The organism is Micromonospora humidisoli, assembly GCF_016900955.1.
GTDB lineage: Bacteria > Actinomycetota > Actinomycetes > Mycobacteriales > Micromonosporaceae > Micromonospora > Micromonospora wenchangensis.
On the sequence record NZ_JAFEUO010000002.1, the window covers coordinates 56749 to 71121 of the forward strand.

Genomic DNA, 14373 nt, shown 5'->3' on the forward strand with positions numbered 1-14373 from the left:
GATGGGACCGCAGCCCACCCTGGCCGTGGTCGGGGCGACGGGGGCTGTCGGCACCGTGCTGTGTGACCTGCTCTCCTCCCGGCGCAACGTCTGGGGGGAGATCAGGCTGCTCGCCTCGGCCCGCTCGGTCGGCCGGCAGGTGCGCTGCCGGGGCGAGGAACTGACCGTCGGCGCGCTCACCCCCGAGGCGTTCGACGGGGTCGACGTGGCGGTCTTCGACGTGCCCGACGAGGTGTCGGCGTACTGGGCGCCGATCGCCGTCGAGCGGGGCGCGGTGGTCGTCGACAACTCGGCCGCGTTCCGGATGGACCGCGACGTGCCGCTGGTGGTGCCCGAGATCAACCCCGAACAGGTGCACCACCGGCCCCGGGGGATCATCGCCAACGCCAACTGCACCACCCTGACCATGATCGTGGCGATCGCCCCGCTGCACCGCGAGTACGGCCTGCGGGAGCTGGTGCTCGCGTCGTACCAGGCGGTGTCGGGGGCGGGGCAGGCCGGGGTGGACGCGCTGCACAGGCAACTCGGCAAGATCGCCGGAGACCGGGTGCTCGGCTCCCGCCCCGGCGACGTCAGGCAGGCGGTCGGCGACGAGCTGGGCCCGTTCCCCGCGCCGCTGGCGTTGAACGTGGTGCCGTGGGCGGGGTCACCGGCCGAGCAGGGCTGGTCGTCCGAGGAGATGAAGGTCCGCAACGAGTCCCGCAAGATCCTCGGCCTGCCCGATCTCAAGGTCTCCGCCACCTGCGTACGGGTGCCTGTGGTGACCGGCCACTCGGTCGCCGTACATGCCGTCTTCGCCACCGAGGTCGACGCCGAGGGTGCCCGGGAGGCGCTGCGCAACGCACCCGGCGTGATCCTGGTCGACGACCCGGAAGCCGGGGAGTTCCCGATGCCCATCGACGCGGTCGGCACCGACCCCTCCTGGGTGGGCCGGATCCGCCGGGCGATCGACGACCCACGCGCCCTCGACTTCTTCGTCACCGGCGACAACCTGCGCAAGGGCGCCGCCCTCAACACCGCCCAGATCGCAGAACTACTAGTCAAACCCCCCCGCCCCTAACCCCACCCCCACCTCCCGGGCCCCACCCCGCCCCCCGCCCCCGCGCCCCCACTCCCTGTCGATCAAGGAGTTGTGGTGCTCACAAAAGGGTCGGAACCGGAGCAAAACGCCCACCACGAGTCCATGATCGACTGGGGCGGGGCGGGGCGGGGCGGGGCGGGGCGGGGCGGGGCGGGGAGCGGGGGCGGGGGAGCGGGGGAGGGGTGGGGGTTAGGGGGTGGAGAGGTGGACTCGGTTTCGGCCTTGGTGTTTGGCGGTGTAGAGGGCCTGGTCGGCGCGGTGCAGGGTGCGGTCGGCGGGTTCGCCGGGGAGCGGTAGCGCCACGCCGACGCTGATCGTGCGGCCGGTGCGGCGGGCCGCCCCGGTGAGCCGTTCGGCGATCCGGACCGCCTCGTCGGGGTGGGCCACCTCGATCACCGCGACGAACTCGTCGCCGCCGGTGCGGTACAACTCGTCGCCGTGCCGCAGCGCCGCCTCCAGGGCGCGGGCCAGCCCCACCAGCAGCCGGTCCCCGGCCTGGTGGCCGTACGTGTCGTTGACGCTCTTGAAGCCGTCCACGTCGATGGCGAGCAGCGCGGTGCGCCCGGGGGTGGCCGCCGCGATCCGCCGCCCGAACGTGCCGGTGTGCCGCAGCCCGGTGAGCGGGTCGAGGCTGGCCTGTTCGCGCAGCTGCGCCAGGGTGCGCAGCCGCTCCAGGGCGGCCCACGCCTGCCCGGCGAGCAGTTCCATCAGGTTGACCGTGGTCGGGTCGGGGTGCAGCAGCCGTTCGTCGGCGACCAGCAGCACCCCGCCGTCATCGGGTGGGCCGACCGGCACCGACACCAGGGTGCGTACCCCAGCACGGGCCAGCGCGAGGTGTTCCTCCGTGGGCGGGCAGCCCGCCTCACCCAGGGTGTACGCCGCGCCGTACCGGTGGGCCCGCGCGACGAGCCGGTCGAGTTGCGTGGTCGGGGCGTCGGCCAGCGCGGCCCGGACCCGCGCCTCCCACTCGGTGGGCACCGTGGCGGGTGCGCCGACGCGGGGGCCGTGTCGACCGGCGAGCACCAGCACGGCGGTGGAGAGGGTGGAGACCTCCCGGGCGGCGGTGAGTGCGGCGGTCAGCAGGTCCCAGTCGGTGGGGGCGGCGGTCATCGCGGTGGCGTGCCTGAGCAGTTTCTCGCTGCGGCTCTCGGCGGGCGGCCCGCCCAGCGCCGCGATCCGGGCACCGAGCCGCTCGGCGAGCCGGTCGGCGGTCTCCCGCCACGGCGTGAGGTCCACCGGCCCGCTCCACTGGAGGTCGAGCACGCCGATCGGCCGGCCCTGCGGGTCCCGCACCGGTACGCAGATCTCGGCCGTGACGTCGGGGCGCAGCGGCAGGTAGTCCGGGTCGGCGGTGACGTCGACGACGGTGGCCCCCACGCCGGAGGCGTACACCCGGCCGACGATGCCCGACTTCGGCGGGACGGCGGAGAAGACCTGCCAGGCCCCGGTGGCGGCGATGCAGCGCAGCCGGTCGTGCACCTGGAGCAGGACGGAGATCGTGGCGGGGGCGTACCGGGCGAGCGCGGTCACCGTCCACCGGCACGCCTCGGCGGCGGTCGACGCCATCGACAGGCGGACCGTGACGTCCCGGACGACTCGCTCGTGATCCACGTTCTTCCAGGTGAGATGGGCCCGGCGGGTGCCGGGGCTGCGATCAAGCGTACTCAGCGCCGACCGGTCGGTCCCACCATGATCATTTCGTTCGTACACATGTTTCATCCACAGGGTGTGGACAGGGCCTGTGGGCGATAGCGTGGGGACCCCGGCGCGTGGGAGGGGGGTGGAATGGAACTGCTCTGGTACGTCGCCTACGGGTCGAACCTGCACGCCGCCCGGCTCGGCTGGTACCTCTCCGGCGGCCGGCCGCCCGGCGGGCTGCGGACGTACCCCGGCTGCCGGGACTGCCGACCGCCGCGCCTGACGCTGCCGGTGCTGATCCCCGGCGGCATCTACTTCGCCGGCGAGTCCCGGGCCTGGACGGGCGGGATGGCCTTCTACGACCCGACGCTGCCGGGCGTCGCGGCGGCCCGCGGCTACCTGCTCACCCGGGCCCAGTTCGCCGACCTCGCCGCCCAGGAGATGTACCGGCCCCCCGGCGACGACCTGCCCGCGCTCGACGCGGCGGTGGCCGACGGCCGGGCCACCCTCGGCCCGGGGCGCTACGAGACGCTGCTGCGGGTCGGCACCCGCGACGGCCTGCCGATGCTCACCTTCACCGCGCCGTGGCGGGCCGCCGACGTGGCGTGGACCCCGCCCGCCCCGGTCTACCTGCGGATGATCGCCGAAGGGCTGCGGGAGGCGCACGGCTGGTCGCCGGCCGAGGCGGTCGACTACCTGGCCGACCGGCCCGGGGTGGCCGGACACTGGAACCGGCCCCGACTGGTTGGCCTGATCCGCCCGCCGGACGAGTGCGGATCGGTGGAAGGGCCGCCGTCGCCTGACGATCGCGTCGTCCATGATCACCATTAGGGTCCCGCTGCCGGGACTGGCGGACCGGATTGGCGACGCGGCGCATTTCCGGTCCACAGTCGCCGGTCCGCGTCGATAACCTCGGCTCACTTTCCGTGACCGGTCCCCGTGGACGCCGGTCCGTGAACCTGTGGGGGTACGCGTGAAGCACACCAGGCTCGTCGGATTCGCCGTGGCGCTCGTCGTCGCCGTCGGCGGTTCGCTCGCCGTCGCCGGGCCGGCCCAGGCCGCCACCCCGGCCGTCGAGATCACCAAGGTCTACTACGACTCCCCGGGCAGCGACACCCGCTCCAACACCAGCCTCAACGCCGAGTACGTCAAACTGACCAACCGGCGCAGCTCGACGCTCAACCTGAAGTCCTGGACGCTGCGTGACAAGTCCAAGCACGTCTACACGTTCTCCGGCGACGTCCGCCTCGCCAAGGGCGCCAGCGTCTACATCCACACCGGCAAGGGCAAGAACACCTCCACCCACCGGTACTGGGGTTCCGGGAACTACATCTGGAACAACACCGGGGACACCGCCTACCTGCGCAACTCCGCCGGTACCGGGATCGACTCCTGCACGTGGGGAAGCAAGGGCAGCTACACGAACTGCTGACCACCGCTCGGACCCGCGGTGACCGGAGCGTTGAGGGGCGTTCTCCGGCCATCGTTCGACCGTCCCGGGAAGGACGGCCGGCGACTTCTCGCACCGGGAGTCGCGGCCGGTCCCGGGGCGGTCGACCCGTTTCCGCCCTTGCCGGCACCACCGGCGTCCGGCCGGGTCGGTGTCGGTCGGCTCTGCCATGCTGGGCCGGTGACGGTGACCTGGCGACACCTGCCCGCCCCGGCCCGCGAGATCGCGGTGGCCGCCACCGCGGCGGTCGAGGCCGCCCAGGCCCACGACGACGCGGCGTACGACGACGCGGTGCCCCGGCTCGCCGGTGCCGACCGCGCCGGGCTGGTCCTCGGCGGCGTGGTCCGGCTCCTGCTCGAACAGGCCCACCCCGACGGGCTCGACAGCGACGACGTGCGGCAGGTGCTGGAACGCTGCGTCCGGGCCGCCGCCACCTGGCGACCCGACGTCCACCCGCACGTGGTGCTGGTGCTGCTGGCCGGCGCGCTCGGCGTCTACGACCCGGGCGACGACGACACCCCGCCCGACCCGGCCGCCGTCGCCGCCCACGCGCCGCTGCTGGTGGCCGACCTGCTCGCGGTGACCGGCGTCCCGCTCGCCGGCTGCCTGGAAGCGGCGTTCGCCGAGGTCGCCCGCACCGAACGCCACGACGACTGACGACGCCCCCACCCGCGACGACGGCGGGGAGGACACCTGTCACCAGGTGGCCTCCCCGCCGTCGCGGCCCCGCCGGTCAGGAGGCGGCGGCCACCTGGAACGAGTACCAGTTCGGGTAGTCGTGGACCGTGCTGTCGGCGCGGACCGCGTACACGGTCAGGGTGACCCAGCCGGCGGTCTCCGGCGTCCAGGTCACCGTCGCCCGGCCGGCGGAGTCGGCGGCCACCTCGGTCAGCTCACCGTCGCCGCCGAACGAGTACCGGTAGGCGGCGGTGTCGGTCCCGCCGGGCGGCGGGGAGAAGGTGAAGGTGCCGGTGACCCCGACACCGCCTGACGGTTCGCCGCTGTCGGGGTAGACGTCGGACCGCACCCCCGGCCACGGCAGGAAGTACGCCTGCCAGGTCGCCTCGGGTGAGACGAACCCGTTCCCGCTGTGGCTGCGCACCCGCACGGTGTGCCCGTCGGGGTTGTTCGCGACGAAGCTGAAGTACGCGGTGCCGTCCGCCTCCGCCTGCCGGGTTTCCGGCTGGGCGTTGTCGAGCACGATCTCGTACTCCTGCACGTCGGTGACCCCGGTGGCGGGGAGGAACTTCAACAGCACCTCCTGGCCCCACTGCGGCGTCCCGCTCTCCACCCGGATCTGCGGGGTGGACGACGGCACGAAGGTGCGGTAGACGGTCTCGGCGGAGACGTTCCCGGCCGCGTCGACGGAGCGGACGGTCAGCCGCTGCGGCCCGGAACCGGTCGGGTTGAGGGTTACCGTCGCCGATCCGCCGGGCGTGGCCGCCCGGACGGTGCCCGGCTTGCTGAACGGGTCCTTGCAGACCAGTTGCCCGTACTCGCCGCTGTATTCGCAGACGCCGGCCGCGCCGAGGCCGCTCCAGGAGTACTGGAAGCCGGCCACGTCCTTGTCGCCCATGCCGGAGAAGGTGAAGACCGCCGGTTCGCCGGCCGGAGCCTGCTGCCCGGTGTCGTCGGCCGGGTAGTTCGACGAGCTGACCGCCGGGGCGGTCGGGCCGGTACCGTCGTAGGTGAAGAAGCACTTCTTCGACCAGGCGGAGGTGTCCGCGCCGTCACCGACGCGGGCCTGCCAGCCGTACGACTTCCCGTCGACCAGGACGCCGGCGGGCACCGTGCCGCTGGCGACCCGCCCGAACGTGCCACGGTCCGAGCTGAACTCGGTGCGCTGCTCCGGTTGGCCGGTCGGCCAGATCGCGAAATCCGTCCGGGGGGAGTCCCACTCGTCGGCGTCGGTGCCGCGGGCCTGGAGCAGGCCGGCGAACCCGCCGATCCGGGGGTACGGCTTCAGCTGGGTGCAGAGGAAACCGCCGTTGTAGAGGTGTTCGCTGTCGACCTTCGGCAGCGAGTTGTAGCTGACGCTGAGCTCTACGTTCTTGTACCAGTACAGCTCCCGGCCGTACGACGGGTCGGCCTCGTACTGCTCCGGCACCCGGATCTCGAAGGTGACCCGGCGCTGCTTGTGGGCCACCGCGTCCTGCACCGCCGCGCCGACGTCGAAGGCGAGGGACCGGGGGCAGTACGTCGAGCTCCCCTCCTCGTCCAGCTTGACCAGGGGTTCGGGCTGCTTGTTCCAGGTCGGCGTGGCACCCACCGGCTTGGTACGCCAGATCTCGACGGCCCGTTTGGTGCAGTCGGCGGCACTGTGCTCCTGGACGAAGACCTTGCCCTCGTAGATCTTCTTCCCCTCGTACCGGGACAGGTCGAAGGTGGCGTAGACGCGGGCGGTGTGGGTCTTGCCGGCGTCGTCGACCCGGGTGCCGAGCGGCAGGTTGGTGTCCCCGTCGGCCTGGTAGGCCGTCTTCGGGGTGGCCGAGTCGACCCAGCCGACCTGGACGGCCGGTGGGCTGTCGAAGTGCGGTGCCGCCGACGCGACACCGGCGGTGGTGGCGACGGCGAGCCCGGTGACGCCGAGCGTCAACGCGAGCGCGCCGATGAGACCACGACGTGGCCTGGATGTGAGCACAGTGGATCGTCCTCCCCGTGTAGCCGTCCGGGCCCCCGCCCGGACAGTTACCGGCATCAAACCCTGAGCATGTGCCCCCGACAACCACCTTTCGGTCGGTGCCTGTTGCGGGGTCAGGGGCTGGCGGCGAGGAAGACGAACGCGGCGAGCAGCACCAGGTGCACCCCGCCCTGCAGGACGGTGGCCCGGCCCGGCACCACGGTCAGCACCCCGGTGACGACGGTCAACGCCAGCAGGGTCAACTGGGTGCCGGCGAGGCCGAGCAGCAGCGGCCCGTCCAGCCAGATCGAGGCGAGGACGATCGCCGGAATGGTCAGGCCGATGCTCGCCATCGCGGAGCCGAGCGCCAGGTTGAGGCTGATCTGCACCCGGTCCCGGCGGGCCGCGCGGGCGGCGGCCAGGGTCTCCGGCAGCAGCACGAGTAGCGCGATGACCACCCCGACGAAGGACTGCGGCAGGTTCGCCGCCGCGACCCCGGCCTCGATGGTCGGCGAGACGGTCTTCGCGTCACCGACCACGGCGACCAGGGCGACGACGAGCAGCACCAGACTCGTCACCGCGGTCCGCGTCGACGGCGGGTCGGCGTGCCCGTCGCCGTCGGCGTCGGGCACGCTGCCGTCGCTGGTCACCGGCAGGAAGTAGTCCCGGTGCCGGCCGGTCTGCACCATCACGAACAGCCCGTACAGGGCCAGTGAGGCCACGGCGGCGAAGGCGAGCTGGGCGGGGGAGAACTCGGGGCCGGTCTTGCTGGTGGTGAACGTCGGCACCACCAGGCTCAGGGTGGCGAGGGTCGCCACGGTGGCCAGCGCCCCACCGGTGCCCTCCGGGTTGAACACCGCCACCCGCCGTCGGAGCGCGCCGAGCAGCAGCGAGAGCCCGAGGATGCCGTTACAGGTGATCATCACGGCGGCGAAGACGGTGTCCCGGGCCAACGCCTGGGTCTTGTCCCCGCCGCTGATCATCAGGGTGACGATCAGGGCGACCTCGATGACGGTGACCGCCACCGCGAGCACCAGCGAACCGTACGGCTCACCGACCTTGTGGGCGACCACCTCGGCGTGGTGCACGGCCGCCAGCACCGCCCCGGCCAGCAGCAGGGCGACCACCGCCACCAGCAGACCCGGCAGCTCGCGGTTCCAGGTGACGAGCAGCAGCAGCACCGCGAGTACGGGTACCACGATCGTCCAGTCGGACATCCGGGGGCGGCGCAGCGCGGGCATGCCGTACACCTTGCCAGGAAAACCGGGTCGTCGCGCCGCGCCGGGCGGCGGACGGCACGGTCACCGCGTCGGCTCGACCACCGCCGCCTCGCCCGGGACGCCCCGGTCGACCTCGACCGGCGGGTCACCCGGTCGCCGCCACGACCGGTAGTGCCGGAAGGCCATCGGCAAGCCCCGGGCGGCGTACGGGTCGGCGGCGTCCATCACCTGTAGGTGCAGGTGCGGCTGGGTGGAGTTCCCCGAGTTGCCGCAGTCGCCCAGCTCCTGCCCGACGTCGACCGGGTCGCCCACCGCCACCCGGACCGACCCGGCGCGCAGGTGGGCGAGCAGGACGTACCCCTGACGCCCGGCCAGCTCGACGATCACGTGGTTGCCGGCGACGGCGCCCGCGCCCCGGCGGACCCGGGCCGCCTGGGTCAGCGCGTAGGCCAGCAGCGTCGTCGGCGACCGGCGGGCCTCGTGGTCGACCTCCCCGTCGTGCACCGCCACCACCCGGCCGGCGGCGGGGGCGAGGACCGGCCGCCCGAAGGCGAGGAACCGCTGCGGCGGCTCGGTCGCCAGCAGCGTCCGCCAGTCCCGGACGGTCGCCGTCCGTCGCCCCCGCACCGCCACGAAATCCATCGCGTACGTGGTGGCGAAGAGGTCGGTGCCGTGGCTGGGCACCCGCCGGGCGGGGCTGTTCTGCACCAGCCAGGTGCCCCGGAACGGCAGGGCGAGCACGACCGGATCGGGGATCGACATCGGGCTCCTCCACGGGTGGGACGCCCACGGTACGACGCCACGGCCACCGGCATCCCGGGGGCGAATCCGGCCCGTTCGTGACGTTCCACATCGGCCGGACAATTCCTTCGGCGAAAACAGTACGCGCGTTCCGAATGGTCGGGCCGGTGCGGTGGCGTTCAGTCCATCACCCGACAGGCAGGCGTATTGCCTGACGTAAATCAATAGATGATGCTCTCGATGGCGGGCAATCGCCATTTATCGAGAGGGTGCAGATGAACAATTCGCTCCGAAGAATCATTGCCCTGGTGGGCGTGGGTGTCGTACTGCCGTTCATGGCCGTGCCGGCCAACGCGGCAGCACCGGGACCGCTGAGCGTCGCGGCGGTAGCGGCCATGACGCCGGAACGACAGGCCACGGTGCTCGAACCGCTGCGGCTGGCGGCCGACGCCGTGGCCCAGGTCGGGCAGGGCACCCGGGCGGACATCTACACGCAGGTCGAGATGGCCGCCGACTACCGGTCGATCAACGTCTACCTGACCGACGTGCGGCAGGGACGCGCCTTCATCGCCGCGGTCCGCCGGGTCAACCCCAGGGTGGACACCCGGCTGATCAACGTGGTGCAGAGCAGGAAGTCCCGGCAGCAGCTCCGGCAGGAGATCACCGCCCTCACCGAGCGCACCGACCTGCCCTTCACCGTCGGCCTGGCGGGCAGCTCGGTCGACGGCAGCGTCATCGAACTCGCCGTGGACGACACCGAGGCCGCGCACGCCTACCTCGCCTCGCCGGCCGTCACGCAGCGGCGCGCCACCGCCGACGCCACCGAGATCCGCATCCGGCAGGCACCCCCGTCGAAGCCGCTGAGCCGCTGGAACGACACCTCCCCGTTCTACGCGGGAGCAGCCCTCGGGCCGGCCTACGGGAGCGAGTCCTACTGCACCAGCGGCATCCCCGCCGTCAGTACCTGGGACGGCCGGCAGTGGCTGGTCACCGCCGGTCACTGTTACAACGTCGGCGACAACGTTTCGGCGGCCGGCGGCAATTACATCGGCCAGGTCAAGTACAAGCGGGCCGATCTCGACTCGCTATTCATCGAGGCGCCGACGAACCGGTACACCTGGGACGGCCTCGACGCGGCCGGCTACTCCCGCTATCTCAACGGCGTACGCAATGTGGCGGTCGGCGATTTCCTCTGCCAGCTCGGATACAACTCGAAGGTCGTCTGCAACATCAGGACGGTGTACGCGGGCAATGCCAGCTGGGTCGTGAACGGCACCACCGTCTGGGGCAGCTACGGCGTACCGAACGCCGGCGGCATCGTCGGTCGCGGTGGCGACAGCGGCGGGCCGGTCATCTACCTCAACGACCCCAACTCCCGCCAGCTCAACGGCATCGTCAGCTACGGCTACGGCTGCAACGCGTCCGGGTGCACCACCGGGCTGGCCTGGGTCGACGTGTGGTCGATCTTCAACGGCTTCGCCATCAAACTGAACCCGTCCTGACCTGACCGACGGGGTCCGGCGGGCACGGGTGACCGTGCCGCCGTCGTCCCCGACCGGGCCGGGGGCCACTCCCTGTTGAGGGGAGTGGCCTCCGACCTCGGGCTGAGCCGTCTCACCACGGCACCTTCCCGTCGTCGTCGAAGAACCCGCCGCTGGGGCACTCCCGCCCCAGCGTGGCCAGCCGCACCACCACCGCCGCGCCCTCGGCCGGCGTCCGGGACAGCTGGAAGGGCAGCCCCTTGGCGAAATCCGTGTCGCACGCGCCCGGCGCGATCGCGTTCACCAGGATCCCGTCCCCGGCCAGCGCCTTCGCATACTGCACGGTCAGCATGTTCAACGCCGCCTTGGACACCGGATAACCCAGCGACGCCGGCATCCGGCTCAGATAGTGCGTCGCGTCGGTCATCCACGCCATCGACGACGTGCCACTGGACACGTTCACGATCCGCGCCCCGGCCGAGCGGCGCAGCAGCGGCAGCATCGCCTCGGTCACCGTCACCACCCCGAACAGGTTCGTCTCGAACACCTCCCGGATGCCGTCCAGCCGGGCCGCACCGGGTGCCTGCGCCGTCAGGTCACCGCCGATCCCCGCGTTGTTGACCAGGATGTCCAGCCGGCCGAACCGGGCCCCGATCTCCTCGGCGGCAGCGGCGACCCCGGCCGGATCGGTCACGTCCAGCCGGACCGCCGACGCGCCCCCGATCGTCGCCGCCGCCTCCGCTCCCCGCTCCGGGTCCCGGGCACCGACCAGCACCGTGATCCCCAACTCGGCGAGGCCCTCGGCGACGGCCCGCCCGATCCCCTTGTTCGCCCCGGTCACCAGCGCGATGCGTGCTCCACTCATGCACCCAGCCCAGCACCGGCAGCGCCTGCGGACCAGGACCGAAGCGGTCCGTGGCGATACCTTGGCGGTATGGATGACGTCGAGACGCGCGAACTGCGTTACTTCGTCGCGGTCGCCGAGGAACTGCACTTCGGCCGCGCCGCACAGCGCCTCGGCATCGCCCAGCCACCCCTGTCCCGGGCGATCCGCCTGCTCGAACGCCGGATGGGTGTCACGCTGCTGGAACGCACCAGCCGCGCGGTCCACCTCACCCCGCCCGGCGAGGTGCTGCTCACCGAGGCCCGCGGCGCGCTCGACGCGGTCGAGGCGGCGATCCGGCGTACCCGAAAAGCCGCCCGAACCACCCCGCGCCTGACCCTGGCCCTCAAACCCGGCGGCGACGCCGGACTGCTGCGCACCATCCTCGACCGCTACGCGGCATCTCCCGACGCCATCCCGGTCGACCTCGACTTCCGGGTCGGCGGACGCGCCGCCATGGTCCGCGACGGCCGCGCCGACCTCGCCCTGCTGCACCGGCCGCAGAACGACCTGACCGGCCTGGACAGCGACGACCTGCACACGGAGGACCAGGTCGTGCTGCTGCCCGAGGGTCACCGGCTCGCCGAACGCGCCACCGTGTCGATGGCCGACCTGCACGGCGAACCGATGCCCCGCTGGCCCGAAGCCCGCCCCGGCGTCACCGGCCACCCGGTCGCCGACAGCAACCAACTGCTGCACCTGATCCAGCTCGGCCGCCTGATCGCGGTCGTCCCGGAATCGGTAGGCGAGTACCTGCCCCCGGGCCTGATCAGCCGCCCCGTCCTGGACGCCGACCCGGCCACCCTGGTCCTCGCCTGGTCGCAGACCAGCACGTCACGCGAGGTCGCCGCCTTCGTCCGCGCCGCGGTTGCAGGCTGACACCGGCTCGCCGTCGCACGCGCAGCACCTGCCCGCCGACCGCCTCCAGCACCATGGACCCGCTTGTACGTCACTGCTGTACAGAAGCACTAGAGGGCACATCCATGGATCGGATGTGCCCTCTGACCTCTGTCGGGGTGGCCGGATTCGAACCGACGACCTCTTCGTCCCGAACTGGCGGCGGGTCGGTTGGATCGGGTGTCATCCGAGGTCATCCGGCCTGCTGGGGTCGCGCTGGGTCGGGTGTGGTCGGCTCGGTTGCTGTACTTCGCTGCTGTACTGCTCGTCGACGAGGAACTGCCGGAAGTGGGTGCGCATCTCCAGCCAGTGGCGGTGTTCGTCGCAGGGGTGGAGTCGGCCGCAGCGGCACAGACTGAGGGTCGACTCGGCGTGCTTGGTCAGCAGGATGTCCGCGTAGGCCACCTGGGCTCGGGCGTACTCGCGGAAGGCTGCCGAGGTGTAGAGGGCTCCCATCGGTCACCGCCCCGACCTGTGGGTGTGGCGGCGGTGCCAGAGGGCTTCGGCGACGGCGTCCATGGGGTCGATCTCGCCGGTGGCCAGGCGTTCGCGGGTGACGGCGATCCAGGGCGGCGAGGCGCTGACGGCTTCGCCGCAGGCGGTGCGCATCCCCTGCTGGGCGAGTCGGGCCAGCCGGCAGGGGTCACGTTGGTTCGTGTGCCAGCAGCCGGTGGCCACGCAGAAGCCGGTGCTGTCGGGTCGGTGGGCTTCCCAGAGGGCGCGGGCCAGTCGCCACAGCAGACGGTGTTGGCAGTCGGCGGGTGGATCTTCGGGCGGGTTGTCGACATCGAAGGACATGCTCCGACGATCTCGGCAGGCGGTGGGCCGTTCCATGGCCAGCGGTCATGTCACGGTGACATGGGACGGCTCGACCAGTACGAATGGTCGCCCTAGGCTGTCGACCTGAACACCTTGAGTAGTCGGAACGCGACGCTGGGAGCTGCCGTGCTGCTCGATCCGCTGCGAATACCGGAGGATGCGTGGTCGCACGGCGAGGTGCTGAACGTCCTGGCCGTCCGCGATATCGGCGGGCTGTTCCGGTGGATCACCCGTCTCACCGGGGCGAGTCAGAGCCGGATCGGGGCCGCTGTCGGGCTGGAACAGGGCTACGTCAGCCGGATCATGGCCGGACGCAAGGTCACCTCGATCGACGTCCTGGAGCGGATCGCCGACGGCTGTCGGATGCCCGACCAGGCGCGTACCACGATGGGCCTGGCACCCCGCCAGGCCGCACCACCGGCCGCCGCCCCCAGTCGGCGCGTTCCCGACGCGCCGCCTTTTCAGCGGACCTGGCGCGACGACGTAAGCAGTGCCGCAGAGCTTTGGCGAGGTGACGTGAACCGTCGAGACGTACTCCGGCAGGTGGCCTTCAGTTCCGCCGGCTACACCCTGCCGGCGCTGCGCTGGTTCACCGCTCCCGACCCGGCCCCGGTCACCCAACCCGGACGCAGCGCGGTCGGTCAACCCGCGATTGACACCATCCGGGCGATGACGGCGACCTACCGCCAGTTGGACAACCAGTACGGCGGTGGGCACGCCCGCGACACCGTCGCCCGCTACCTCCACCAGGAGGTGACCCCGCTGCTCACCGACGGCCGCTACGACCACGCCACCGGCCAACGGCTGCTCAGTGCCGCCGCCGAGCTGGCCCAACTCGCCGGGTGGCAGGCGTATGACACGGCCGAGCACGGCATCGCCCAGCGGTACCTGACCCTTGCCCTGGACTTCGCCCACGCTGCCGGAGACGACGGCCTCGGCGCGGAGATCCTCGCCGCGATGAGCCACCAGGCCACCTACCTCGGCCACACCGCCACCGGCCTCGACCTCGCCCGCGCCGCCGGCCGGACCGCCCGCCGCGCCGGGGTTCCCGTGCTGACCGCCGAAGCCCACGTCATGGAAGCCCACGCCCTGGCCAAGGCCAACGACGAACGGGCCTGCGCTGCCGCCCTGCACCAGGCGGAACAGGCCCTCGACCGGGCCGACCGCAGCGGTGATCCGCAATGGCTCAGCTACTTCGACGAGGCGTACCTGTCGGCCAAGTTCGGCCACTGCTTCCACGCCCTCGGCCGCAACACCCACGCCGAACGCTTCGCCGCCCGATCCCTGCGGATGGACAACCGGTATGTACGCGGCAGAGCCTTCAACCTCGCGCTGCTCGCCAGCGTCCATGCCCAGCAGGGCGAACCCGACCGGGCCTGCGCCGTCGGCGCGGAAGCCCTGACTCTGACTAACCAGCTTCGCTCGGCCAGGGCCGTTCGCTATGTCCGCGACCTGCAAGCGCAGCTCGCCCCGCACCGGCGGCTACCGGCCGTCCGGCACTTCACCGGCCGTGTTGACGCCACCCTCGGCCCTCGACGCTGAC

14 protein-coding genes are annotated in these 14373 nt (G+C 72.2%); 7 read left to right on the forward strand and 7 right to left on the reverse strand.

What is annotated here, in order from left to right:
- Position 1: 1 nt before the first annotated feature.
- A complete protein-coding gene (locus JQN84_RS05640; protein WP_204957393.1) occupies positions 2-1060 on the forward strand; it encodes an aspartate-semialdehyde dehydrogenase in 1059 nt (352 codons plus the stop codon).
- Between the two features lie 210 nt (positions 1061-1270).
- Here the strand turns inward: JQN84_RS05640 and JQN84_RS05645 are convergent, their stop codons facing one another.
- Positions 1271-2692 carry a GGDEF domain-containing protein gene (locus JQN84_RS05645; RefSeq protein WP_307821036.1) on the reverse strand — a complete coding sequence of 474 codons (1422 nt, stop codon included), beginning with the start codon at positions 2690-2692 and terminating at the stop codon, positions 1271-1273.
- 174 nt (positions 2693-2866) lie between these two features.
- On the opposite strand from JQN84_RS05645, the gene JQN84_RS05650 reads away from it, so the two are divergent.
- From JQN84_RS05650 to JQN84_RS05660, 3 genes are all read left to right on the forward strand, one after another.
- Positions 2867-3550: a histone deacetylase gene (locus JQN84_RS05650; protein WP_239484945.1), complete on the forward strand. Its 684-nt coding sequence runs from the start codon at positions 2867-2869 to the stop codon at positions 3548-3550.
- 142 nt (positions 3551-3692) lie between these two features.
- Entirely contained in the window at positions 3693-4151 is a 459-nt protein-coding gene (locus JQN84_RS05655; protein WP_281902219.1) for a lamin tail domain-containing protein, read from the forward strand.
- Positions 4152-4349: 198 nt separating this feature from the next.
- Positions 4350-4826 (forward strand): hypothetical protein, encoded by a 477-nt coding sequence (locus JQN84_RS05660; RefSeq protein ID WP_204957395.1) that lies wholly within the window; start codon positions 4350-4352, stop codon positions 4824-4826.
- 76 nt (positions 4827-4902) lie between these two features.
- On the opposite strand, the gene JQN84_RS05665 is transcribed toward JQN84_RS05660, so the two are convergent.
- The 3 genes from JQN84_RS05665 to JQN84_RS05675 all read right to left on the reverse strand — a co-directional run bounded on the left by JQN84_RS05665 (position 4903) and on the right by JQN84_RS05675 (position 8771).
- Positions 4903-6810, reverse strand: a complete 1908-nt coding sequence (locus tag JQN84_RS05665; protein WP_204957396.1) for a hypothetical protein — start codon at positions 6808-6810, stop codon at positions 4903-4905.
- Between the two features lie 113 nt (positions 6811-6923).
- Entirely contained in the window at positions 6924-8030 is a 1107-nt protein-coding gene (locus tag JQN84_RS05670; RefSeq protein ID WP_204957397.1) for a calcium:cation antiporter, read from the reverse strand.
- A 60-nt stretch (positions 8031-8090) separates the two neighbouring features.
- Positions 8091-8771, reverse strand: a complete 681-nt coding sequence (locus tag JQN84_RS05675; RefSeq protein WP_204957398.1) for a M23 family metallopeptidase — start codon at positions 8769-8771, stop codon at positions 8091-8093.
- A gap of 293 nt (positions 8772-9064) precedes the next feature.
- On the opposite strand from JQN84_RS05675, the gene JQN84_RS05680 reads away from it, so the two are divergent.
- On the forward strand, positions 9065-10252 hold the full coding sequence (locus JQN84_RS05680; RefSeq protein WP_204957399.1) for a chymotrypsin family serine protease: 1188 nt from the start codon (positions 9065-9067) through the stop codon (positions 10250-10252).
- A gap of 112 nt (positions 10253-10364) precedes the next feature.
- Here the strand turns inward: JQN84_RS05680 and JQN84_RS05685 are convergent, their stop codons facing one another.
- Positions 10365-11096 carry an SDR family oxidoreductase gene (locus JQN84_RS05685; protein WP_204957400.1) on the reverse strand — a complete coding sequence of 244 codons (732 nt, stop codon included), beginning with the start codon at positions 11094-11096 and terminating at the stop codon, positions 10365-10367.
- 69 nt (positions 11097-11165) lie between these two features.
- On the opposite strand from JQN84_RS05685, the gene JQN84_RS05690 reads away from it, so the two are divergent.
- The gene (locus tag JQN84_RS05690; protein WP_204957401.1) at positions 11166-11993 is read left to right on the forward strand and encodes a LysR family transcriptional regulator; all 828 of its coding nucleotides are present in this window, start codon (positions 11166-11168) and stop codon (positions 11991-11993) included.
- Between the two features lie 201 nt (positions 11994-12194).
- Here JQN84_RS05690 and JQN84_RS05695 read toward each other — a convergent pair whose 3' ends face one another.
- Entirely contained in the window at positions 12195-12467 is a 273-nt protein-coding gene (locus JQN84_RS05695; protein ID WP_043964909.1) for a hypothetical protein, read from the reverse strand.
- A gap of 3 nt (positions 12468-12470) precedes the next feature.
- Complete coding sequence (locus tag JQN84_RS05700) at positions 12471-12809, reverse strand: hypothetical protein (protein WP_239484947.1); 339 nt, start codon at positions 12807-12809, stop codon at positions 12471-12473.
- A 147-nt stretch (positions 12810-12956) separates the two neighbouring features.
- Between JQN84_RS05700 and JQN84_RS05705 the strand changes: the two genes are divergently transcribed.
- Positions 12957-14372, forward strand: coding sequence for an NsdA family TPR-like regulatory protein (locus tag JQN84_RS05705; RefSeq protein WP_204957403.1), 1416 nt, complete (start codon positions 12957-12959; stop codon positions 14370-14372).
- Position 14373 lies beyond the last annotated feature (1 nt).

Coding starts and splice junctions, on each gene's coding strand:
- JQN84_RS05670 (WP_204957397.1), bottom strand. CDS start 8,030: ATGCCCGCGCTGCGCCGCCCCCGGATGTCCGACTGGACGATCGTGGTA.
- JQN84_RS05690 (WP_204957401.1), top strand. CDS start 11,166: ATGGATGACGTCGAGACGCGCGAACTGCGTTACTTCGTCGCGGTCGCC.
- JQN84_RS05640 (WP_204957393.1), top strand. CDS start 2: ATGGGACCGCAGCCCACCCTGGCCGTGGTCGGGGCGACGGGGGCTGTC.
- JQN84_RS05675 (WP_204957398.1), bottom strand. CDS start 8,771: ATGTCGATCCCCGATCCGGTCGTGCTCGCCCTGCCGTTCCGGGGCACC.
- JQN84_RS05650 (WP_239484945.1), top strand. CDS start 2,867: ATGGAACTGCTCTGGTACGTCGCCTACGGGTCGAACCTGCACGCCGCC.
- JQN84_RS05695 (WP_043964909.1), bottom strand. CDS start 12,467: ATGGGAGCCCTCTACACCTCGGCAGCCTTCCGCGAGTACGCCCGAGCC.
- JQN84_RS05685 (WP_204957400.1), bottom strand. CDS start 11,096: ATGAGTGGAGCACGCATCGCGCTGGTGACCGGGGCGAACAAGGGGATC.
- JQN84_RS05700 (WP_239484947.1), bottom strand. CDS start 12,809: ATGTCCTTCGATGTCGACAACCCGCCCGAAGATCCACCCGCCGACTGC.